Raw genomic sequence first — 22,908 nt, 5'->3', positions numbered from 1 at the left:
CCTGCGGGCACTTGACAGGGCCGCAGAGGACTGGGAAAGTCCTGCGGGACTGCGCTGTGCCGCCGTTTTTTGCGTGTCACGGCGTCAGCATGGGGAAAGCATGAGTATATGGGAATGGAGCGCGGCCGGTATTCTTTTTGCCGTTGTCGTGGTTGTTTGCGTGCGTTTGATGCGAAAGGGCCTGTCAACCCTGGAGGAAGAGCGCGCCCAGTGCATGGAGCAGATACGCCGCATGGAAGGTCAGGTTCGGGAAGACCAGAAGAACATGCCCTCCAGCGAGCATTTTTCCATCGCGCGGAGCGGTGTTGAAGACCTGCTGCGCCTTGCCGGGAATCCTCCGGACTCCCGCATTGAGGTTACTGATCCGGAAAAGAGCGGAAAAGAGCAGATCCTGCTTCTGCATCTTGCGGGCAAGAAGTGGCGCATCAGCCTGAACATGCGCGAGCAGACCCTGAGGAGCAGAAAAAAAATCGCATACGGCAACGGGCGCTGGCGGTTGACAGGTCCGGATTTTGACGAGGAGTACTGCGAGTTGGCGCTGTTGATGCGGGCGGTGCAGGCCTACGCCTTTCAGGGGATTGCGCCTGACCGGGGCAGGGCGGGGGCACCGGATGTCATGCCCAGGGAGTTGCCGCAGTTTGAGCGGCGGTTTTCCCGCAGGCCGCAAGAAAGGGCAAAGACCCTCTTGCCGGGGCGTATTTCCCTTGACAACAGGCTGCGGAAAAAAGCAGCACCCACGGCGGGCATTGCCGTGCCGTCCGATGCCAGGCGCAGGCAGCGCGGTGCGCCGCCGCAGTAAAGATCACGGAGCTACAACCAGCGCCCGCAGCCAGTCGGGTACAGGAACGGGGCGGCTTTCCCTGTCGGTCACAGCGTGCTGTGTCATGCCGGTAACCAGAAGTGTCGTCTTGTCCTCATTCCATATCTCATATACATAGCGCAGGGAGGCTCTGCCCCACTGGCTTATGGCCGCACGCACCAGAACAGTGTCGTCATAGCGGGCCGGGCTCCGGTAGCGGCACTGCGCCTCGCGCACGGGAAGAAAAATTCCTTTTTTTTCCACCTGGGCATAGCTCATGCCGCAGCGGCGGATGTATTCGCCCCGTGCCCGTTCAAAGAGATGAAAATATTCGGCGTAATACACAACGCCCATGGCGTCCGTTTCTCCATACGAAACACGGTGGGCCATCCAGATTTGAGGGGTAGGAAAATCGTCATGCATGGAATTTTTCCTGTTTTTCGTGGGAGGCAAAATATGCCGGGGGACATCCGGCGTCCGGGGTTTTTTGTTGTGCTGGCGCTCATGCTCCTGTTTGCGGGCGGGTGTGCCAAAGCACCTTCTTCTCCTTCCCGTCCGGAGCCGAAAGGCCCTCCTGTGGCCTTTGAAAGTCCGGATTTCTTCGTGCGCAACCTTGTGCCACAAAATCAGGATCTGAGCAGTTGGCGGGAGATGGCTCCCACGGTGCGCAAGTCTTTGCGCTATGTCAACAGCAAGCCGCAGGACGCTGTGGCGGTAGACAGGCCGGGTCTCAAGGTGACCTGGGGGGATTTGAGCCGCACGCTGCAACGCCTGCAGGATCTTTTGCCGCGTCTTGACAGGGAGCCGGAGCTCTTTCTGTCCAACTTTTCCTGGGTGGAAGTTCCGGGCGGGATCAACTATTCGGGGTATTATGAGCCGGCAGTGCGTGCCAGCCGTACACGGAAACCCGGATATACCCAGGCCATTTATGGCCTGCCTCCGGATCTGAAAAAAGTGGTGGCCCGGCGCGGAAAATATTATGACCGGAGAACCATTGAGGAAAAACAGGTTCTGGCGGGCAAGGGGCTGGAACTGGCTTGGGCCGCTGACCCTGTGGACGTGTTTTTTCTGGAAATACAGGGTTCGGGCCGTCTGATTTTTGATGACGGAACCCAGGCATACGTCAATTACGCTGGTCAGAACGGCCACAAATACAAAAGTTCGGGCCGTATCATGCGGGAAAAAGGCCTGCTGCAGCGCGGTGATATTTTTGAGCAGCGCGAATGGCTCAAAAACAACAGCCACCGGGTGCGCGAAATTCTTAACGAAAATCCGAGCTATGTGTTTTTTCGCTACGGCAGCCGTGGCCCCACCGGGGCCATGGGGCATACGGTGGATGACTGGCTTTCGCTGGCGACGGACAGAACATTCATTCCCCTTGGCTCTGTGGTGGCCTACGGGGTGAATATTCCTGACGAAACACGGGGAAAAATCCCCTTGCGCGGCATCGGCTTTGCCCAGGATGTGGGGGGAGCCATCAAGCGCAACCGCATTGATGTTTTTTGTGGCGGGGACGAGCGCGCCAACTATGTGGCCAGTCACCTTGATGCCAAGGGCCCGGCCTGGGTTCTGCTGGCGCGGAAAGAGGGGCTCTAGGGGCGCGCAAACCCGTACACGGAAAAAGCAGTGTATTGAGGGTGCGGGTTTTCAGGAGTTGGGGCAGCCCTTGGGGGGAGCGGCCGAAAGGCACTGCCTGGAAGAACGCAGACGCAGTTCGTCAATGATCGTCTGCTCATAGTCGGGCGCCAGAGAAATTTCTGCCTGGATTTCGGAACGCAGCAGGTTTTCGATCTGCTGCGTTTCTTCCCATATTTCCAGAAGATCCTGATTCTTCAGGTTTTTGACGCGCTCGGAAAACGGTTCTTCATCGGCAAAGGGAACACACGATCCCATCATGAACTCCTTGCGGCTACCGAAAAAACTCTGGTCTGCTTATGGGTATGTCTGGCCGTTGTCAAATATCTGCGCGGTTTTTGTCAGGCGTGCGCGGGGCAGGCTGTCCTGCGCTTGTGTATCGGCGAGAATGGCCTTGATGAGCAGAGACGGCGAAAGGTACAGCGTACTCCAGTCCGCAGTGAATGTCACGGCTTTCACGCCATCGGCTTCCCTTCCGTCTTCCCCCCAGGCTATCGGCAGGGCTGTCGGCAGGGTTGCCCACGAGCGCAGTACCGGACGGATGTTGACAGTGCGCGGCCCTTTTTTGGTGTCCCGCACAAACAGCTTTTCGTCTGCGGCCTCCAAACGGGCAAAGCATTGGGCTGCCGCAGCATTTTCCTGGGGGGAAGGAAAGCTCAGCCGAAAAACCTCGGCAACGGCCTGCCGCGTGTAGTCGCTTTTGGTGGTGGGGACCACGGCCAGAACCGAAATGCCGGGCGGCAGAAAAGGTTCGAGCCTGGAGGCCACTTCACGTGGCGCAAGAAAGTTGTGCAGTGTGAGTCCAAACCATTCCGCCTCGCTTTCCACGCCAACGGGCAGCGCGCGGCCGAAAGAAAGCAGGGGCAGGGGGTGGAAGCCTTGCGAGAAAGCCAGCGGCATGCCCGCCCGCCGCAGGGCGCGGTCAAGCACGGACAGCAGCTCAAGCTGGCTCAGGTATGCGCTGTTGTCGGTTTTTTTGTGCCAGACGCGGTACTGGACAGCCTTGTGCGTCAGGTGGGGGGCAATCCGGGGCGGGCGTTTTGTCTGCACGCGGCAGACCAGTTTTCCCTCGGCGTCCCGTCCCGGCAGGTGAGCGGCCTGATCCCGCTGCGCAAAGACCAGAATATTGCGGTGTTCCGCAGGTGCGGGCGATGCGTGGGGCAACCGGGAGGGCTTTTCGGGGCGGTCGCAGGCACCGCAGTCCTGGCATCTCCCGTAGCGACAATCGTCGGTGGTTTTGCCCGCAAGGGCTCTTTGGCGCTCGCGGAGCAAAAAAGCATCGGACACGCCCGCCTCAAGATGTCCCCAGGGCAGGGGAGCGTCGGTATGGCGGGGGCCTGTATATTGGCGCGGCTGGATGCCGCATTCGTGCAGGGCGTCCAGCCAGGGCGTCAGGTCAAAATGCTCTACCCAACTGCAAAATACCGCACCCTTGCGGTAGGCTTTTTCCACCACGTCGGCCATGCGGCGGTCCGCGCGGGAAAGAATACCTTCCAAATGGCTCATCTCCGGCTCGTGCCAGCGCACTTTCAGGAATTTTTGCCCCTTGAACTGGCTGCGTATCAGGTCAATGCGCCGCCGGATTTCCTCCAGGCCGATCTGTTCTTCCCACTGAAAGGGGGTAAAGGGCTTGGGCACAAAGGGGGAAAGCGCCGCAGTCACCTGCAGGCGCGGGCCTCCCGGGCCTGCGGCGTCACGAACCTTGCGGCAGGTTTCGACAATGGAAGAGAGATCTTCGTCTGTCTCCGTGGGCAGGCCGATCATGAAGTAGAGCTTGACCATGCGCCAGCCGTGCTCCAGCAGCTTTTGCGCGTGGAGCAGCAGTTCTTCCTCGCTGACCCCCTTGTTGATGACATCGCGCAGGCGCTGGCTGCCCGCTTCCGGGGCCAGCGTGCAGCCTGTGCGGCGCAGATCCGCCATGCGCTCGATGATTTCGTCGTCAATGGAGCCAACGCGCAGGGAGGGCAGCGAAAGACTGATCTGGTCGTGCGCGCACCTCTCAAGAACTCCGAGGCTGAGGGTTTTCAGGGCAGAAAAATCCCCGGTGCTCAACGACAAAAAGGAGATTTCGTCAAAGCCGGTTTCGCGCAGGCAGTGCGACAAAAGGCTGTTGATGTTTTCCAGCGAGCGTTCGCGTACCGGGCGGTACACCATGCCCGCATGGCAGAAGCGGCAGCCGCGCGTACAGCCGCGCGCGATTTCCAGAGAAAGGCGATTGTGCACAGCGCCGATGGGCACAACCTGTCTGGTGGGGTAGGCGGCAGAATCCATACGGGCCACAATGCGCCGGGCCGGGCGGCAATAGTCCGCAAACAGCGGCACGAGCGGCGCATCAGGCTCCGGCGATTCTGGCTGGAAAAGAGAAGGAACGTACACGCCCGGAATGTGGCGGGCTTCTTCGAGAAAACGTGTGCGCGTCCATGCGCGCTCGTGAGCTGTTTCCAGCAGGCTCAGGATGTCGGGGAGGCTTTCTTCTCCGTCGCCGAGCACCATCATGTCCATAAAGGGTGTCAAAGGTTCGGCGCTCAAAAGCGCGCCCCCTCCGGCAATGACCAGAGGGCAGGCCCGAAGGTCTTGCGGCCGCTCGCGGGAACGCAGGGGAATGCCCGCCAGATCCAGCATATACAGGACGTTTGTATAGCAGAGTTCGTGCGTGATGGAAAAAGAAAGACAATGCATGTGCGCGAGCGGCGTGTCCGACTCCAGGGTCGCCAGAGGAGCGGCATGGGCACGCAGAATCTCGGCCACCTCCAGTTCCGGAGCCATGACGCGCTCGGCCCACCAGCGCGGCTCACTGTTGACAATGCCGTACAGGATTTTTTGCCCCAGATACGACATGCCTACGTCATAGGTATCGGGAAAGGCCAAGGCCACCCGCAGTGAAACTTTTTGTGGATCCTTGCGGCATGCGTTGTCTTCAATTCCGGCATAGTGGCTAGGTTTGGGCAGCAGTGGCAACAGGGAACGCATGAAACTCCTTGGCGTGGGCGCAAAAGATTTTTTCGTAAAAGAGGGGCGGCACAGCTTGCCGCTCCGCCGCCCTCTCGTGTGTGGCTTTTTCGCACGGATCCGTGCCGCTGCCCCGCGTGCAGCGGCAGGAAGTCAGGGAATTGCAACTATTTGATCAGCCCGCTGCCGGATGCAAAAGGCTCGGAGCTGAATTGCAGCTTCCCCAGGCCTCCGGCAACAGTGAGGTTTGTGCAGGCTTCAATATATTTGTCCTGAAGTTCCTTGGGGGTGTCGGCATAGCGGTACAGAAAATTTTTTCCTTCAAGGCTGCCGGTAAAGTCAGGCTCAAAAGGGTAGCCGTAGGGCATCATCATCATCTGCACGCCCTGCTGGGTGGGGATGCTCTGAATGGCAGCCACCTCCGTCAGGCGATCCTGCTCGCTGTCGTATTTTCCCATCACCAGTTCGCCTGTCACCAGCTTCATCAAACGGATATCATACGCCATATGTCGACTCCTCAATGGTTGTTGGCATTACCTAGGCACTGGAATGAGGCATGTCAAGGGATTTCCTGTTGCCAACAGCCGCAGAATGGCTACAGTAGGCGCAAGAAAAAAGGCTGCGGCACATGGCCGGGAGGTTGCATGAGCATGCCGGAACATATCCTGGGGCATACCTTCATACGCAGGGAACTGCTGGATACCGCCCTGACCCACAGTTCGTGGGCCAACGAAAACGGAGCGGAACAGCACAACGAAAGGCTGGAATTTCTGGGAGACGCCGTGCTGGAGCTGTGTGTCTCACACGAACTGTTCCGGCGTTTCCCCACTGCCCGCGAAGGCAGCCTGACAAAAATGCGGTCTCGTCTGGTGAGCGCGCCGAGCCTGGCCGGACAGGCCAGAAAAATCGGCCTGGATACTCTGCTGAAGCTGGGGAAGGGAGAAGAAGGCCAGGGGGGGAGAAAGCGCGACACGGTTTTGAGCGATGCCCTGGAGGCGGTGCTTGCGGCCGTGTATGCGGACGGCGGCTTTGCCGCGGCACAGGCAGCCGTGCGCGAACTTTTTGCCGACATGTGGCCGGAAGCCGAAGCCGCGGAAAAAATTGCCAGCAAGGACTGCAAGACGCGCTTGCAGGAAATTGTGCAGCAACGCTTCGGGCAGACGCCCGTGTATGTGCGCCGGAACAGTCATGGCCCTGAGCATGCCAGAATTTTTGAGGTGGTGTTGCGCTTGCCTGACGGCAAGGAAATCGTGGCGGAGGGCAGCAGTTGCAAAAAAGCCGAGCAAAATGCCGCACAGCGCGCACTGGAGGACTTGCGTGCGCAGAAGGGCTGATTGCCCGTTGTTTTTCGTGTGAGTTTTCCGGTTCGGGGGCATACGCCCCCGAACCTCCCAATCTTTGGTCCGCTCACAGCTATGTAGTGATATTTTCCCGTTTCTTTGTTTTTTAACCGCCGATGAGCTGCATGGCCATCTTGGGCAGCGAGTTTGCCTGCGAAAGCATGGCGACCGCAGACTGGCTCAAAATCTGGTTGCGCACGAACTGCGTCATTTCTGTGGCCACATCCACATCGGAAATGCGCGACTCCGCTGCCTGCAAGTTTTCCGCCTGGGTATTCAAGTTGGTGATGGTATTTTCCAGGCGGTTCTGCATGGCGCCCAGGTGAGCGCGGATCTTGTCCTTGGACACAATGGCATCGGTGATGGCCGCCAAGGCGCTCTGGGCAGCCTGCTGGGTGGAAACAGTGTATCCGGGATCGTCCGCTTGCGACTGGTTGCCCACGCCCAGGGCGGAGGCCGTGCAGTCGCCAATGGTGATGTAGTAGTAGTCCTCGGCGGAATCGTTGCCCGTGCCAAAGTGCACCTTGAGCTTGCCGGTGGACGTCAGCCCGCTGCCATCGTGCGTATCCGAGGAGAGGTTGCCGTTGAGCAGGTGGATGCCGTTGAAGTCCGTGGCATTGGCGATACGGGTGATTTCCGACGCCATGGCCTGATATTCGGATTCGATCATCAGACGCTGGGTGGAATCGTAGGTGCCGGTGGCGGCCTGTTCGGCCAGCTCTTTCATGCGCGTCAGCTTTTCGTCAATAACGGCCAGCGCGCCGTCAGCGGTCTGGATCATGGATATGGCGTCGTTGGCGTTGCGCGCGCCCTGGCGCAGGGTGGCAATGTCCGCGCGCTGCAATTCGCGAATGGCCAGCCCGGCGGCATCGTCGGCCGCGGAGTTGACGCGCAGGCCCGTGGACAGCCTCTGGGTGGATCTGCTCAACCTGCCGTAGTGTGTGTTCAGGTTTCTGGCCGTATTGGCGGCCATCATATTGTTGTTAATGACCAAAGACATGGGACACCTCCTGGTGGTTACGTAGCTGTGCCCACAATACTGCAATCGGTGTGCCAATAAAATAAAAACAATAATTGCAATATGTTAAATAGATAAAATGGGAATGGGAAAAAATTTCCCGCAGACGCGGGAAATTTTTTGACGCCCGGGAGGAAGATTTTCCCCCTGCCGGTATCCGGCCTTCGGGTGTAGGAAAAGGGTGTAAAGAGCGTGCGCTGTTGCCGTGCGCATGCACGCTCCAAACCAAAACGCCGGTCGTGCGACCGGCGTTTCTCTGGGGAGGTATGTGGACTGTGCGGCTTACCGCTTCATGCCGATGACGGTTTCCAGCATGGTGTCCACAGTGGTGATGCCCTTGGAGTTGGCCTGGAACCCGCGTTGGGTGGAGATCATCTGCACGAATTCCCGTGCAAGGTCCACGTTGGACTGTTCGATGTTGTACGAACGCGTGGCGCCAAAGCCGCTGTGGTTGGGCACACCCTGACGCGGCCTGCCGGATTCGTTGGTTTCCGAATACAGGTTGTTGCCCTCGCGGTAGAGGCCCTGCAGATTGTCAAAGTCGTAAAGCGCGATCTGGTACAGAGCCAGGGTCTGGTTGTTGTCATAGGTTCCGTAGAGAACGCCGTCGGGATCAATCTTGTAGCCGTTGAGAATGCCCACGGGATAGCCGTCGGCATCGGAATCCCTGATGGTGGCCTTGCCGCTGGTAAGAATGCTGGCCGATTCATGGCGCTCCACACTTGCCATGGTGGGGACTGCGGTGGCATATTCAATAGTGCCGCCCCCTACCGTGAGTCCTGCAAGGGATGTGGCTGCGCCAGTCTTCCAGGGAGGATTGGCGGTATTTTTCAGGCCGAAGTCCAACTCAATGATATTTTTTTCGGCAATGCTGTAGGGAGTCCCTCCGTTTGCAGCCATCTCCGACACTGTATTGGTTAGGGGAGTTCCGGAAAAGTTGGCAACAAATACGGGTAGGCCGTTGCTGGAGGTTTTGGTTGGCTGCCAAGAGGTGAGCCGTGTGGGGTCCAGATTGCACGGTGTATCGGCAGCAAGGGTGGCTCCCGCGCCATAGGTAAAGGCCGTCTGGTTTACCAGTTGCCCGCTCTGGTTGAAGATGAGTTGACCGGTCATGAGTACACCGGCCTTTTTGGTGGTGCTGAATTTGGTGCCACCAGCCAGCAGGGGGTTGCCCTCACCATCGTAGCTGACTGTGCCGCCATAGGTGCGCATGTCTTCCGACGGCGGGATGGTAACCAAATATTCGTATACGGTGTAGCCCGCAGGCAGATCCTTGAGGACATACTGTCCTGTTTTTTCTGTTTCCACCTTGTCGTAATACACTGTGAGGGTATGCTTTGTGCCGCCTGCATCGTAGACATTGATGCTGGACTGGGCGGCATAGGCATTGTCGGCCAGAGGCGTTTCGGCCGTTCCGTCCCACTGCCCAAAAAGAGCACTCATGGGATTTGTGGTGTTGGTCGTTCTGTCTGTATTGCTGTCGTTGGACAACTGCATGGTAAAGGAAACACTGCGCGTCTGCTCCGGGGGAAGGTTCCAGCTTTCCAGAACAATGTCCCTGGGCGCGCCGCTGCCCACATAGGGCGAGGGATTGTCGGCCACGCTGCCGATACTGGTGGAGCCCCGGTTGAAGGTCAGGTCCTTTGTATTGTCCACCTTCCAGCCCTGCAGGAGCATTTTTTGCGGATTGATGAGCTGGCGATCCTTGTCAAAGTAAAAATCGCCGGCGCGGGTATAGTACATCATTTCGCTCTTGGGCTGGCGCACCCGGAAAAAACCGTTTCCGTCAATGGCAACGTCTGTTCCGGTGTTGGTGGATTCGAAAGAACCCTGGGAGAAATCTCCCAGGACGGCGTACACGCCCGCCCCCTGGCCGATCTGCGTGGGGCCGCTGACGCTGCCGCCGCTCACATACAGATAGTCGCAAAAATCCATGCGCTGGGCCTTGAAACCGAGAGTACTCACGTTGGCAATGTTGTTGCCGACAACATTCATTTTCTTTCCGTGAACCATGAGACCGGAAACGCTTGTCCACATGCTGGCTGAAAGGCCCATAACTTCCTCCGTATGCTATCTTGTCTGTAGTTGCGTTTTTTCAAATTGTGCTGTCCGGGCGTTTGCACGGCAATGCCCGAAAAAAATGCCTATGGTTGGGCGGAATTTCCGGAAGCCCCGGTACCTGCCGCTGCGGCAGTGTGCGGCAGGATGACCTGACGGACGCTGGCCAGAGGCATGGTTTGGCCACCCTCAAGGCCGAGCATCACCGTATTTTCATTGTTGACGACGCCGGTCACCGTGGCGTCCACTACCTGGTCGGCCATGACCGCCTCGCCCTTGGCGTTGAGCATGGCAATATTGACCGTGTATACGCCGTCCGGGGCGGGGGTGCCTGCATTGGTCAGCCCCTGCCAGAGGAAGGTGTAGGTGGAGCCTGCCGCCTTGGCGGGCAGTTCTTCACTGTAGACCACATTGTTGGCGGCATCGCGCACGGTCAGCGTGCCTCCGGCCACATTGTCCTGCGGAGCGTAGCGGAAGCGGGTGATGGTCGTCTGGCCGCTGTTGTCGGTCATCTTGCCTATGGCATTGCCCTCCACCGTGACCTGCTTGCCGATATAGGAAGTGGCGTTGATCATCTGCTGGCTGTTGGTGGCACTGGTCAGATTGCCCATGCCCGTATTGAGATTCATGAGCTGCTCAAGGCTGGAGAACTGCGCCAGTTGGGCGATGAATTGCTTGTCTTCCATGGGATTGAGCGGGTCCTGATACTTGAACTGGGTCACCAGAAGCAGCATGAACGAATGCTTGTCCAGATTGCTCCCGCTCTGCTTGCTCAAGGCGGCATTGAACTCGTTGTTGGCCTGGGTGACGGCTGAAACTGTGCTCATGGTTTTCTCCAAAAATTCTATGCGACCAGATGCAGGGAGCGGCTGGCATATTGTGCCGCATGGTCTGTGGATTGCACAGGCTGTTCCAACTCGTCATGATTGTCTTTTTGTGAACTATCACGACCTGTTGCAAGATTTCTGAGGCGGGCAAGTTCTTCCCGGCGGGCACTTTCTTCCTGCCAGGTATTGTGCTGTTCAAGGTTCTGCCAGGCCTGATCGTCCTGCCGACCTGTGTTCACATGCACTTCAACCTTGTCCACCTTCAGGCCCTGCTGTTCCAGATTGGTGCGGATCATGTCCAGTTGGCGGGCAACAATTTCCGCAGTTTCCGTCTTGTCGGAGCGGATGGCCGCGCTAACTTCGCCGTTGCGCACCGTCAGGGTGATGGCAAGCGTGCCGAGTTCCTGGGGATGCAACTGGAGATCCAGCCGCGATCCGCCCCCCTTCATGAGGGAGAAAATGCCCTGCTGCACCTGCTGTGCCGCCTGCCGCGGTATGGTGACTGACGCACGGATGTCGGCGGGCGCCTGCTGCTGCGCGGCGGCATGGATCATGCCGCTATCCGCATTGCCTGCCGCCGGGACGCGCGCTTCGACCTTGTGCAGCATTTCCCCCCAGGCAGAAAGGCTTTTGCCCTCCTGCCGCGTTTCATGACGGAAATTTTTTTGTTCCCTGTCTGCCAGGAGAATGTCGCCAGCCGCGGATTCCCTGTGGTTTTCAGTTCCGAATGCGGCTTCACTCCGTGCCGTCCCGGTCGCACCTCTGGGTGCCGCAGCAACTTGCCTGTGGTCTTCGGAGCTGGCGGACATGCTTCTGTCCCGACGGGCAGTGTTGTCGGCAACCGCGTTTTGGGCATGACTTTTTACGCTGTCTTGGCCGCTACGCCTTTCGGCCGCATCTCGAACCTGTACATCCCCTTTCTGGTTCACCGCTTCCTGCGCGGCCCCCAGGGTTTGCTCCAAGGTTTCCTTGGTGTTTTTCTGCACGGTTCTGGCAATCAGTATTTGGCTCAACTGGCTTTCGCGGTCGTGCAGGCTGTTGGCCTGATTTTCTTTTTCGGTTCTGGCGCGGGCCTTGGCAATCATGGGTTGCAGGGTTTCACGCAAGGCTGCGTCCAGCATTTTTTGGGTGGCCTTGCGTGAGGCAAAAAATTCCGTCAGCGGGGGCAGCACGGCAGAAAATTGCCCGTGGGGGCAGTGCAGAACATCGTGCGGCCCGAAACACGCAGCAAGGGCTTGCAGATGCGTTGCGCCCAAACCAAGCCCCTTGCCCAGAGCAAGGGCTTCAGATCGTGTTATTTCCAGACGATCTGCAGGGTCCAACTGGCCGAGAAAGTGGAGAATGGCTCCGAGGGCGTCCTGCCCCTTGCCCTGGGAAAGCAGGGATTGCACATGCTCTTCCAGCGTGCCTGTGGGATCAATTTTTTTCAGCAGGGACGATATTTCGGATTTTTCTTCTTCTGTCAGGAGGGGAGGGCTTGTGTCTTCCCGCAGGCTCTCCGTCACCTGGGCCAGGGTGGCTCCGTCAGGCTTTTCCGCAAGAGCGTCCAGGCGCTGCAGGGATTCTTCCGTGGCACCGGCCCTTGTCAGATCCTGACGCAACTGCTGCACTTCTTCCTTGGTAAAGCCCACTTCGTCCAGAGTATAGGTGATGCCGTTGTGCGTTGTGCGCGAATACGGCATCAGCTTTCGGGAAAAGGCAGCAGATTCCGGGAGAGGCATTTCGGCATCTGTGTCTTTGACGGTATTCAGGACATGGGAAAAAATGTCGCCGGGCGTATCTTCCGCCCTGGGCGCATTGATATTCAGAAAAGAGTCGAAGGCCTGTGTGAGGGTGGGCAGAATCTGCATGATATGCTCCTTGCGTCAGGGAATATACAAGGAGCATGCCAAAAAAAATATATATATTTCAGTGTGATAATTTGGGTGTGCGTGGCAGGATTTGCCGGGGCTCAGGCTTTGGGAAAAACAGCGGCGAGAGCGCCGAGGCTGCGCAGTGCGTCCTGCCAGCCTTGGGGAGAATATCCTGTATTTTGCAACGTCATGTGCATGTGCCCGGAAAACAGGCGCAGCAGGGGAGGCTGTGTGCGCCAGAAGTCGGCGGGCAAGGGGCTGCCGCGCCGGATGTGCCCGGCGCAGCTGGCGCACAGGCTGTGGAGGCCGGTTACGAGCTTGCGGGACAGCAGGGGAAATTCCCTGTGCAGTCGTTGGACGCGGGAGTGCAGAAGCGGCAGGTATGCCGCCTTGTGCAAAAACAGAAAAACAGCCTGCCACAGGTCTTCCAGAGCGGCGCGGCAGGTTGGGCTTTCTTCCGGAAGCCGGGGAACAAGAGCATGCAGGCCCATGCTGTCCCGCTCTGTGCGCAGGAGGCGCAAACCGGCAATGTGTGCGGCAGGCAGGGCATTCCCGGCGGGATTGTCCAGCAGGGCCAGCACGGCACGGGCCACGGCCGCAGGCCGGAAAGCGCGCTTGCAGAAAAGATGCTCGCGAGCGCACTGCCAGCAGCCGACACAACTCATGCCTGCACGGAGCACCCACTGTCCGGGAGCCGAGGGGCCTGTTTCGCGGGCATGAACCGGCCCCATGGACAGGTTGAGCACGGGCGTTCCCAGATGATCGGCCAGATGCATGGGGCCGGTGTCCGGGGTAATGCAGAGATCCAGGGTGCGCATCAGACTGCCCACTTCCCGGAGAGAGAGCTTGCCGCAAAAATTGGCTGCGTTGAGGCCGCTTTTGCGGCCAACTTCTTCTCCCAGTTCCCTTTCCGCTTCTCCGCCCAGAAAAAGCGGCTTCACACCGGCTTTTTGCAGATGGCGCGCAAGTCTGATCCAGAATTGGGCGTCCGGATGCTTGGCTTTTTCGCTGGCTCCGAGAACAAGGCCAACGCGTCGTGTGCCCGCCGGGCGCGGCAAAACTCTTTGCATGGCGGCAATATCTTCCGGGGGAAGCATGTCCAGAAGGTGCAGATCAGCCCAGTGAAAGGGGTTGTTTCTGTTGTTGTGGGTCAAGGCGGCCCGGTACAAATGCCAGTAGCCACGGATATGCCGGTTTTCGCCCGCAGCTATGGGGCCCCATTTTTGCTCCGCGCGCAGTTGCGCCATGCAGTCCGCCGCCTGCGGGCTGCTGCTCAGGTTGATGGCGGCGGCGTATTGCCCTTGGGCCAGAACATGGCAGTGCGAGGGCGGGAAAAAAACCACATCGGGCGCAAAGGGCATGAGGCCGGAAAAAAAATGCGGCTCCGCCACAACCCAGACGGGGTGGCTGCTCCACTTTTTCCGCAGCCAGCGCAACAGCGGAAAAGTGAGGAGGAGGTCACCCAGGCGGTGCAACTGCAAAACAAGAACAGGATGAGCTGCCATTGTTTTTTCTCCGTGCCGGTTCGCATGGATAATGCTTTCACACAATACCGGAGCGTACTTTCCTCGCGGTCTGGCTGGGAAAGGAAGCCCGAAACGGGTGCGGCTACGGGCGCGCAGCGGGCGTGCCGTAGACTTCGCGCATGCGGGACAGCAGGGTTTGCAGGCGATGCTGCCATGTGTGGCACGACAGCACACGCGCACGCGCAGCCTTGGTTATGGCATGGCGTGCCGCGGGGCGGGCAAGAAAATGGCGGACAAGCCCGGGGGCTTCATCCGGCTCATGATAGCACGCCATTTCGTGCGGCTCGAACAAACCTTCCATCTGTTCCCGCCAGTCTGTCAGCACAAAGGCCCCTGCGGCGGGGATATCGAAAACTCTCTGGTTCACCGCACCCTTCATCTGTTTGCTGGTCGCATTGAAATTGACCTCGGAATTGCCGTAAAAGGCGGGAAGATCTGTATAATAGTTCAATGCCGAAAGATAGCGCGGCTGCACGGGCTCGCGGCGAAATTCCCTTTTCCAGCCATCGTCCCCCACAATGAGCGGATGCAAGGGCAGGAGGCGGCGAACGCAGCCGTTGCGGTACAGCCGGGTGGCCTGCCAGGTGACGGCAGTTTCGTAGGCCAGTCTGGCCTCATTGTCCGGCAGGGCACTGTAGTGGTCATGCACTTGGGGAAAATCTTGCCGGAGAAAATCCGCAACAGAGCGTTGCTCGCTTTCCATGAAACATTGCGACACGGAGCGGAAAGCCAGGAGGAGCGGACGCGGAAAGCGGCCGTGCTTCAGCCTGCCGCCTACCTTGTGGAGCATGGAGTTTCCCACAAAAGAAAGCTCTGCTTTCCAGGAGGAAGGCGCTTCGGCCGCCCGTTCGGGGCGAAAGCGTTCGGGGTCTGTGCCCAGGGGCAGGTAGAAAACATGCGCAAAACCCGCTTCGCGCAGGCTGGGGATATTGTCGGCATCCCAGGTGAAAAGCGCAGTCCAGGGGCTTACGCAGCGCGTATAGAGGTGGATGATAAGATGGGGATTGTCCACAAACCACGAGGCCAGGGGCAGTTGCAGGCGGGCAAGCAGATCCATGAGCGCGCCTTCCACGTCAACGCCCATATGGTTGAGCGTGATGCAGCAGTCCGGCTTGAAGGTGACAACGGCTTCCAGCAACTGCTGGACAAAATCCGTGCATGCAATGGAATCGTCCCTGATGATGAGCAGCTTGTGCTCCAGCCCCAGCGTGCGGCAGGCATTTTCCAGTTCGCCCATGAGAAAATATTTGCTGGTCAGCAGCAGAACGCGGGGACTGGCGCTCGCAAATCGCGGCCCGGCGGCGCGCGCCCAGAAATCATAGCGGGTACTGGCGGCCAGCTCTTTTTGCAACGCGCCGTAGTAGCCGGGGGCAAGGCGGGTATAAAAGGGGAGCGCCAGAGGAAGGAGGCGGCGACCCTGATGCTGCATCTGCCACCGGGTCAGACCCTGCAAGACCGTGGCGGCATCAGGGTCTGTCAGCAGGAGAACGCGTTGTCTGTCCTGTGGAGAAAGGGCGTCAAGGACTCCCGTGATGCCCTGAAGATCTGTTTCTTTTTCAACCACGGCCACCGGCCCGGCATGCTGGCGGAGCAGGGCGTTCAGGGCGTGCCCCAAACCGCAGCCAAGCAGAACCGGCAGACAGGCCTGCAACAGGGCAGGCCCATGCTCGTCAAGGACGGCTGTTTCGCGCTCGGCCCCTCCGGGCGCAAGCATGCAGAAAGTCCGCGTGCCGACACGGGCTTCAACATCGTCCGGAATTTTTTGTGCGGTGTGGGAAGGGGATGCGCCGTGCCGGGAAAAAACCGCCTTGAAATGAGGAGCGGCTTTGTTCACTTCATGAGCCCCGAGCAGCACTGTCCGCCAATGGGTTCCATGACGACCTCATCATCCCCAAGGCGAAAAGCCACCTGTTCATAACAGGCATCCACAGTATGGAAGGCCCGCCCTATGGCGATTTCAACGCCGGGATAAACCAGTCCGGGGCAGAGCAGACGGCATTCGCGCATGTAGTTTTCGTCCAGATACAGTCTGTTCCACAACTGGTCCCGGCGCTTGATGAGCAGGGCGCGCTGCGTGCGCATTTCCTGAAGCTTTTGCGCGTTCTGGTTCGCGTCCGGCGGCAGATGCCCTGCAATGGCCGCAAGATGGGTGATGGCCTGGGACTGGCGTGTGATGATCTGGTCAATTTTTTCAAGCTGGCGAAGGCTCATGGGGTCATACCCCAGATAGACCCTCGTGGGGACGCTCGCCTTGTTGCCCAGTTGCGTGCCCACATATACACAGCCGTAAGCATTGATGACGCCGCCGTAGGTCTTGTCGCGCACAATCATGTTGCCGCCCGCATAGACAGTGCTGTACAGGCAGCTTTTTTCAACCACCATGGTGCCCCTGGAGCGGGCCTCAACCTTTTCAAGAAACTGGGCCAGAAGATTGCCGCCCGCATCCAGCTTGCTGTGCTGACCGGCCCCGCCCCGCGCTCCGCCGTCAACCATCAGGTTGCCGCTCGCCCGGGCAATGCCGCCCTCAAGCATGCCCATGATGCGGACATTGTTGCCCTGAACGGAAAATCCGGCGCGGACGCTGCCGTGCACCGCCATATCGCCCACAAAAAAGATGTTTCCTGTCTGAAAACTCACGTCCTGCCGCACATTGAGCAGGTTTTTGACCGTAATTTTACCTTCGTGGTAAAACACATAGCCGTTGACACTTGCGAGCAGATAGTTGGGGTGTTTCGGGTCGATGCGGGTATTTGCCCCCACGGGCAGCACGGGATGGTCAAACAGGAAGCGCGGGTCATGCCCGGGCGAAGGAGCCTCAATGACCATGATTTCCGCCAGAACCTGCCCCTCGATGACGTTCTGCACATAGCCAAGGCTGTATACATCGGCAGCGCCGTCAACATTGCCCGGTTTGAGGCTGCGGTAGTCAAAGTCCGGGTCGAAATAATGCTTCAGGTAGTACTGCACTCTGCAATCCGTCAGAAGAAGGTCATCGCAAGGTTACTCCGCGACATCGGGAATGTATCCCTTCAACTCTTCATCGCTGTCAAACGTGGGAAAAAAGCCTTCAATTTTTGTGGAGCGCAAAAGTTCGGCAATATGGGGGGCGGGCATCAGCAGAACAAGCCGCCGCCCGTGCGCGCGCGCTCTGGTGCTGGCGCTGATCAGTACTCCGAGGCCGGAATTGTCCATCTTTCCGGTGTTGCTCAGGTCAAGAACGACCTGGCGGATGTGCGGGGCCAGAAGAAAGCCCTCCAGGCTCGTGCTGAACTGCCCCACATCGGGCAACAGAACATCACCTGTGAGGCGCAGTACGGTGGCGTTTTTGTGTGGTTCCGCTTGCAGGGTGAACATGGCCCCGACCTTTGGGGATTGGGACGATCCCCGTCAACTGTACAGGATTTCCGAATCCAGAAGAAGGGTAACCGGCCCCCAGTTGCACAGATGCACATCCATATCTGCTCCGAAGATGCCAGACGATACGCTGACGGAACTCAATCCGTCAACTGTCCTGACAAAATGGAGAAACAGATTTTCAGCCCACTGTGGAGAACCGGCAGCGGAAAAAGAAGGACGCCGCCCCCGGCGGCAATCCGCATACAGGGTGAACTGTGGGACAAGGAGCAGGCTGCCCCCGTATTCTTCAAGGGATATCTGAAATGTGGACGATGCGGCATCCGGGGCCGGAAAAATACGCAGATCAAGCAGCTTGCGCGCCAAGGCAGAAAAAGCTCCCGTCTGATGAAAATCCGGACCGTCCTGCTGCCCGAACCCCACCAGCGCCATGATTCCCGGCCCTATGGCGGCAACCGTTTCTTCACGGATGCTGACCGAAGCCTGTTTGACACGCTGCGCCACAATGCGCATCAGGCAGTCTCTCCGCTGTTTGTGCCGTTGTCCGCGCATGCCTGACGGCGTCTTTTTTTTCTGGCCAGCTTCTGTTCTTCCTCCTCGCGCAGGGCACGCCGCAACACTTTGCCCACAATGGTCTTGGGCAGTTCTGTCCGGAATTCCACCAGGCGCGGAATTTTGTAGCCCGCGAGCTTCTGCCGACACCAGGCGATGATATCCGCCTTGCCCAGCCGCGCATCAGCCCGCGGGACAACATAGGCCTTGAGAACCTCTCCCCGCATGTCGTCCCGTATGCCCACGGTCACGGCTTCCTGAATGTCGGGATGCTCCAGAAGCACTTCATCCACCTCGCGCGGATACACATTGTATCCGCTGACAATGACCATGTCTTTTTTGCGGTCGACGATATAAAAATATCCGTCTTCATCCATGGTCGCGAGGTCGCCGGTGTACAGCCAGCCGTTGCGCAGGGCGCTGGCGGTTTCGTCGGTTTTTTTCCAGTAGCCCTGCATGACCTGCGGCCCCCGCACGACCAGTTCGCCCAGCTTCTCTGGGGGGAGAGTGAGGGAGCCTCCTTCCATGTCAACAATGCGCGCATCGGTTCCGGGAATGGGCATGCCGATGGAATTGGCTTTTTGCCCCTGCTTGCCCAAGGGATTGCAGTGGGTGATGGGGGAGGCTTCGGTCAGTCCGTATCCTTCCAGTATGGCTGCGCCGGTCACATCATGGAACTGCCGAAAAATTTCGCGGGGCAGGGGGGCTGAGCCCGACACGCAGATCTGTATGCTGCGCAGGTCGTAATTGGCCAGATTTTTCTGCTGGAGCAGGGAAATATAGACAGAAGGCGTGCCGGGAAAAATGGTCGGCTTGTGCTTGGCAATCAGGCGCAGAACATCCTGGGGAACGTAGCGCGGCAGGGGCAGGCTTGTGGCCGCCAGAACAACAGGGAGCAAAAGCCCCAGGGTGAGCCCGTAAACATGGAAAAACGGAAGCAGCGACACAAAAACATGGCGTTCTTCCGCAGTTACCCTGATGATGCTGAGCACCTGCATGCAGTTGGTGCCCAGGTTGGCGTGCGTCAGCACAACGCCCTTGGGCAGCCCCGTGGTGCCCCCGGTGTACTGGAACATGACGGGATCATGGAGCGGGTTTGCAACAGGGGCGCTGTACGGCTCGGCATTTTTGCAGAACGTCTTCCAGCGGAAAACATGTTTGTCGTCAAAGGGGATGTTCAGGTCGGAGTTGCGCTTGCTTTTCAGCCGGTACAGCCAGTTGAGGGGAAAGGAAAGCGCGTCTTCCACGCCCGTGCAGATGAAGTTGCGCAAGGGAAGGCGGTCACGCAGGGCCGCAATCCGGGGCCAGAGAATGTCCAGCAGCACCATGTGTTCCGCCCCGGAATCCTGCATATTGGCAACGATTTCCGTTTCCATGTACAGGGGGTTGGTCATGACCACAATGGCACCGGCCTTGATGATCCCCCAGAAGGCGATCACGGTCTGGGGCAGGTTGGGCATCATCAGGGCAACGCGCTGGCCCGGCCTGACGCCGATGCGCCTGAGCGCCCCGGCAAAGCGTTCCGCCTTTTCGTGCAACTCCCTGTATGTGATGCGCGTATTCTGAAAAATGACGGCATGACGGCGGGGATACAGCCGTGCGGCATCGTCCAGCAGAGAATGGAGGGGCTTGTCCCACAGATCAACTGTGCGGGGAACAAAGGTGTCATAATGGGCAAACCAGGGGCGGTAGATTTCGCTGTCCATAGTGTCCTTGTGTTCGGTTGCTCGGGTCAGAAGGAGTATGGCCGTACCGCCCTGACGGCACTGGCCACGGCATAGGCCTTGATTCCTTCGGCGCGCCCCGTATAGCCAAGGCCTTCTTCGGTCGTGGCTTTCACGTTGACGTCAGATACCGGCAGGCCCAGCAGCCTTGCGATATTTTTTCTGATTTCTTCCCGGTGGGGCGCGATTTTGGGCGTCTGGGTCACGATGGTCAGGTCAGCGTGGCAGAGGGAAATTCCGGCGTCTCTTGCCATCTCCAGGGCGTGATCCAGCAGAACAGCGGAGGATATGCCGCAAAAGCGGGAATCAGTGTCGGGAAAATGTTGCCCGATGTCCCCCAGGCATGCGCAGCCCAAAACCGCGTCAGTCAGAGCGTGCAGAAGCACATCTCCGTCGGAGTGGGCAACGACTTGTGGCGCTCCCGGAATGGTGATGCCGCCAAGCTTCATGGGTTTTCCCGAACCGAAGCGGTGCACGTCGTACCCCATGCCGGAGCAAAATTGCGGTTGCCGGGGTTCGTCCAGCAGGAGGGAAATGTCTTCCGGGTAGGTGATTTTTGCGTTTTGTGCATCGCCGGGTACCGTACACACGGTTTGCCCCAGGTGTTCAAGCAGGCAGGCATCGTCGGTGGCCGCAAGATTTTCCGCCCGTGCCCGGGCGTGGGCCTCGCGTAGTGGTGCGCATGCAAAGCCTTGCGGGGTCTGCGCCGTTGCCAGAATGTCCCGGGGGAGGGTGGCTGCAACCCGGCCCTGCTCAACCCGCTTGACCGTATCCGTAATGGGCAGAACAGGAATGACCCCCGCAGCCCCTTCCGCAAGTTTTGCGCAGACGCGCCGAACCAGCGCGGGGGAAAGAAAGGGGCGAGCGGCATCGTGGACCAACACCCACAGGGTGTGCGGCGGCAAGGCGGCAAGGCCGCAGGCCACGGAATCCTGCCGGGACGCGCCGCCGTCAACGGCAACCCAGGGCAGCCCCAGATCGTCCCCGGTGTACAGGGCCCGCAAGCGATCTTCTTCCTCATGCCTTTGCAGGGCAGGAAAAACAAAGACCAGCCCCCCGACACAGCAACTGCGGCTCATGGCCCTGGCACTGTGCCAGTACAGGGGTGCGCCGCGCCAGAAAAGGAATTGTTTGGCCGTGCCGCAAGCCGCAGGAGCGAAGCGGCTGCCCTGACCTGCGGCAAGAATCACGGCCCACGGCTTTTCATTCGCCCGGAACAAACCGGAAGAGTCTGGCATGGCGCACCATTTTTGCTGAACGGGAGTCGAACGATAAGCCGGGTTCTGTCATATGGTTTCCCATATGTGACCGTCATTCCTCTAGGAGTGCGGTTGCCCGCACCCTCAAGCAACCTACCCGGAAGGCTGTGGCCGGGCCAGCCGCCTTCCCTATTTGGTCTTGCTCCGAACGGGGTATGCCTAGCATGCCGCGTCACCGCGGCATCTGGTGGGCTCTTACTCCACCGTTTCACCCTTACCCCCACTGGGGCGGTTTGCTTTCTGTGGCGCTGTCCGAGGGTCGCCCCCCCTGGGTGTTACCCAGCGTTCCGCCCTGCGGAGCCCGGACTTTCCTCCCCAGGCGCATGCCTGCGGCGACGGCCTGTCCGACTCCCGTTATGGTTCATTCGGCCTGCGTATCGGCCGTTGCGGTTTGCTGCGGCGCTGTGTCCGCAGGGTCGCTGAAGTGCTCGCACCAGAAGATGAGCCGCTGACAGTTGGGGCAGCTCAAAATTTGCTGACCGCGCTGCAACTCGATGAAGGATTGCGGCGGAATGGCAATATGGCATCCGGAGCAGATGCCTTCTTTCACCGCCACAATGACCGGATGCTCCAGGCGGTGGCGGATAAACTCATACCGCATGAATACCGGCTGCGGAATGGTTTTGCTGGCATCTGTGCGCGTTATGTTCAGACCGGCCAGGGTATCCCGCGATTTTTGCAGTTTTTCCTCAAGCCCGTCGCGCTTTGCTTCAATTTCTGCCTTGACGGCGGTATACTCGGTGTCAATGGTTGCAAGTTCGTCATTTTGGCGTTGCAACTCTTCAAAGATGGTCATTTTTTCTTCTTCGCGCGACCGGCTGACATTTTCCATGCTGTCCATCTCGCGCATCATCGCATGATATTCGCGCGCGTTTTCTACCTGCATCAGCTTGTTTTTGCTTTTTTTCATGCGTGCGGAATCATCTTCGATTTCCAGGGAAAGCCGTTTCTGCTGGTCTTGCAGGTGGGAAATTTTTTCCAGAATATAGTTGCGCCGACTTTCCAGCCCTGCAAACCGCTGTTCCAGCGCTTTGAGTTCGTTGGGCGCGTGTTCCAGTTCCTGTTTGGCGATATGGATATCGTCGTCAATTTTTTGCAGTTCGACGAGTTGCTTGATCTGGTCAAAATATACGGCACTGCTCATAACGAGAAACCCTCCTCAGGAAGTCACGGTAGCACAACAGGGCGAAACGGTGAAACGGAAGGAACAAAAAACACATCAATGCCCGCAAGCTCTTCTTGCAGCAGCAGGCTCATGCGGCGCATCATCTCTTCTTCCAGACTGTGGTGCCCCACATCGCACAGGCAGATGTCTGTTGCCAGGGCCGTATGGTATTTGACATCTCCCGTGATGAAAAGCTGCGCTCCCGCCCGCTGCGCGGCTTCAAGCAGAGACGAGCCCGAACCCGCGCAATAGGCCACGCGGCTGATAGCTTCGGGAGTTTTGCCGCTGACGGTGAGCGCGGAGAAGGGCGCATGCCTGCCAAGGGTGGAGAGTATCTGCGCAAGGGTTTGCGGCTGCGGGAGGTTGCCTGCCAGCCCGTAGCCGAGGTGCGCAAAAGCACTGCCTTCTCCCACGGGCTCCAGAACCGAAACCTCGTTCAGGCCCAATTCTCTGCCTGGCCAGCCAGCCGGGCCTTGCGGATTGACATCCAGCGACGTATGGGCCGCGTAGAGGGGCACATCGGCCTGAAAAAGGAGACGCAATGCCTCGTGATACGCATCAAGCCTGTTGGGGAGTGTTGGCTTCAGGCAGAGCGGATGGTGGCTCAGGATGCACTGGGCGCCCTGGTCGAGCGCGGCACGAATACTGTCGGGAGTCGGGTCAAGGCATACGGCCAGCGCACGGACGCTGGTGCGCACCGACGCCACCTGCAGGCCGCTCAAATCCCACGGCGCTGCGGCCTTCAAGGGGGCAATGCCTTCTATGGCGTTGATGATCCGGGCTAATGTCATGAATTTTTCTGCATCAGGTCTGTCAGGATGAGATTTTTGTCAGGCCCGGCGTGTTCCG

Annotated in this window: 20 protein-coding genes and 1 other RNA gene; 3 read left to right on the top strand and 18 right to left on the bottom strand. The window is 58.9% G+C overall.

The window, feature by feature from the left end; translation table 11 throughout:
* Positions 1–100 precede the first annotated feature (100 nt).
* A complete protein-coding gene (locus EII23_RS02885) occupies positions 101–799 on the top strand; it encodes a hypothetical protein (protein WP_124791886.1) in 699 nt (232 codons plus the stop codon).
* 3 nt (positions 800–802) lie between these two features.
* Here the strand turns inward: EII23_RS02885 and EII23_RS02880 are convergent, their stop codons facing one another.
* Positions 803–1,222 carry a thioesterase family protein gene (locus tag EII23_RS02880; RefSeq protein WP_124791885.1) on the bottom strand — a complete coding sequence of 140 codons (420 nt, stop codon included), beginning with the start codon at positions 1,220–1,222 and terminating at the stop codon, positions 803–805.
* Between the two features lie 33 nt (positions 1,223–1,255).
* On the opposite strand from EII23_RS02880, the gene EII23_RS02875 reads away from it, so the two are divergent.
* A complete protein-coding gene (locus EII23_RS02875; RefSeq protein WP_260424567.1) occupies positions 1,256–2,395 on the top strand; it encodes a murein transglycosylase A in 1,140 nt (379 codons plus the stop codon).
* A 51-nt stretch (positions 2,396–2,446) separates the two neighbouring features.
* Here EII23_RS02875 and EII23_RS02870 read toward each other — a convergent pair whose 3' ends face one another.
* From EII23_RS02870 to EII23_RS02860, 3 genes are all read right to left on the bottom strand, one after another.
* Positions 2,447–2,695: a hypothetical protein gene (locus EII23_RS02870; protein ID WP_260424566.1), complete on the bottom strand. Its 249-nt coding sequence runs from the start codon at positions 2,693–2,695 to the stop codon at positions 2,447–2,449.
* A gap of 36 nt (positions 2,696–2,731) precedes the next feature.
* Complete coding sequence (locus EII23_RS02865; protein WP_124791882.1) at positions 2,732–5,404, bottom strand: TIGR03960 family B12-binding radical SAM protein; 2,673 nt, start codon at positions 5,402–5,404, stop codon at positions 2,732–2,734.
* Positions 5,405–5,550: 146 nt separating this feature from the next.
* Positions 5,551–5,889 carry a hypothetical protein gene (locus EII23_RS02860; protein WP_124791881.1) on the bottom strand — a complete coding sequence of 113 codons (339 nt, stop codon included), beginning with the start codon at positions 5,887–5,889 and terminating at the stop codon, positions 5,551–5,553.
* Between the two features lie 138 nt (positions 5,890–6,027).
* Between EII23_RS02860 and rnc the strand changes: the two genes are divergently transcribed.
* On the top strand, positions 6,028–6,717 hold the full coding sequence (gene rnc, locus EII23_RS02855; RefSeq protein WP_260424565.1) for a ribonuclease III: 690 nt from the start codon (positions 6,028–6,030) through the stop codon (positions 6,715–6,717).
* Positions 6,718–6,829: 112 nt separating this feature from the next.
* On the opposite strand, the gene EII23_RS02850 is transcribed toward rnc, so the two are convergent.
* The 14 genes from EII23_RS02850 to EII23_RS02785 all read right to left on the bottom strand — a co-directional run bounded on the left by EII23_RS02850 (position 6,830) and on the right by EII23_RS02785 (position 22,850).
* Entirely contained in the window at positions 6,830–7,723 is an 894-nt protein-coding gene (locus EII23_RS02850; protein ID WP_124791880.1) for a flagellin, read from the bottom strand.
* A 300-nt stretch (positions 7,724–8,023) separates the two neighbouring features.
* Positions 8,024–9,796 carry a flagellar hook protein FlgE gene (locus EII23_RS02845; protein WP_124791879.1) on the bottom strand — a complete coding sequence of 591 codons (1,773 nt, stop codon included), beginning with the start codon at positions 9,794–9,796 and terminating at the stop codon, positions 8,024–8,026.
* Positions 9,797–9,885: 89 nt separating this feature from the next.
* A complete protein-coding gene (locus tag EII23_RS02840; protein ID WP_124791878.1) occupies positions 9,886–10,626 on the bottom strand; it encodes a flagellar hook assembly protein FlgD in 741 nt (246 codons plus the stop codon).
* Between the two features lie 17 nt (positions 10,627–10,643).
* The gene (locus EII23_RS02835) at positions 10,644–12,476 is read right to left on the bottom strand and encodes a flagellar hook-length control protein FliK (protein WP_124791877.1); all 1,833 of its coding nucleotides are present in this window, start codon (positions 12,474–12,476) and stop codon (positions 10,644–10,646) included.
* Positions 12,477–12,577: 101 nt separating this feature from the next.
* Complete coding sequence (locus tag EII23_RS02830; RefSeq protein WP_124791876.1) at positions 12,578–13,984, bottom strand: glycosyltransferase family 9 protein; 1,407 nt, start codon at positions 13,982–13,984, stop codon at positions 12,578–12,580.
* A gap of 103 nt (positions 13,985–14,087) precedes the next feature.
* Positions 14,088–15,839 carry a DUF3880 domain-containing protein gene (locus tag EII23_RS02825; RefSeq protein ID WP_260424564.1) on the bottom strand — a complete coding sequence of 584 codons (1,752 nt, stop codon included), beginning with the start codon at positions 15,837–15,839 and terminating at the stop codon, positions 14,088–14,090.
* Positions 15,836–16,972: a FapA family protein gene (locus EII23_RS02820; RefSeq protein ID WP_124791875.1), complete on the bottom strand. Its 1,137-nt coding sequence runs from the start codon at positions 16,970–16,972 to the stop codon at positions 15,836–15,838. Before EII23_RS02820 ends, EII23_RS02825 begins: the two co-directional genes overlap by 4 nt.
* Positions 16,973–17,005: 33 nt before the next feature.
* Positions 17,006–17,359, bottom strand: coding sequence for an STAS domain-containing protein (locus tag EII23_RS02815; RefSeq protein WP_124791874.1), 354 nt, complete (start codon positions 17,357–17,359; stop codon positions 17,006–17,008).
* A 33-nt stretch (positions 17,360–17,392) separates the two neighbouring features.
* The gene (dtd, locus tag EII23_RS02810) at positions 17,393–17,872 is read right to left on the bottom strand and encodes a D-aminoacyl-tRNA deacylase (protein WP_124791873.1); all 480 of its coding nucleotides are present in this window, start codon (positions 17,870–17,872) and stop codon (positions 17,393–17,395) included.
* On the bottom strand, positions 17,872–19,617 hold the full coding sequence (locus tag EII23_RS02805; RefSeq protein ID WP_124791872.1) for a long-chain fatty acid--CoA ligase: 1,746 nt from the start codon (positions 19,615–19,617) through the stop codon (positions 17,872–17,874). Before EII23_RS02805 ends, dtd begins: the two co-directional genes overlap by 1 nt.
* Positions 19,618–19,643: 26 nt before the next feature.
* Positions 19,644–20,873 (bottom strand): 2-C-methyl-D-erythritol 4-phosphate cytidylyltransferase, encoded by a 1,230-nt coding sequence (gene ispD / locus EII23_RS02800; RefSeq protein ID WP_124791871.1) that lies wholly within the window; start codon positions 20,871–20,873, stop codon positions 19,644–19,646.
* A gap of 18 nt (positions 20,874–20,891) precedes the next feature.
* Positions 20,892–21,246: RNase P RNA component class A (rnpB, locus tag EII23_RS02795), an RNA gene on the bottom strand.
* A gap of 9 nt (positions 21,247–21,255) precedes the next feature.
* Positions 21,256–22,038: a zinc ribbon domain-containing protein gene (locus tag EII23_RS02790; protein ID WP_124791870.1), complete on the bottom strand. Its 783-nt coding sequence runs from the start codon at positions 22,036–22,038 to the stop codon at positions 21,256–21,258.
* Positions 22,039–22,061: 23 nt separating this feature from the next.
* Positions 22,062–22,850, bottom strand: a complete 789-nt coding sequence (locus EII23_RS02785; RefSeq protein ID WP_124791869.1) for a Nif3-like dinuclear metal center hexameric protein — start codon at positions 22,848–22,850, stop codon at positions 22,062–22,064.
* Positions 22,851–22,908: the final 58 nt, after the last annotated feature.

It is taken from the genome of Desulfovibrio sp. OH1186_COT-070 (genome assembly GCF_003860215.1).
Classification (GTDB): domain Bacteria; phylum Desulfobacterota; class Desulfovibrionia; order Desulfovibrionales; family Desulfovibrionaceae; genus Desulfovibrio.
Note: the sequence above shows the minus strand (reverse complement) of the source record. Positions and strands in the feature narration are given on the sequence as shown.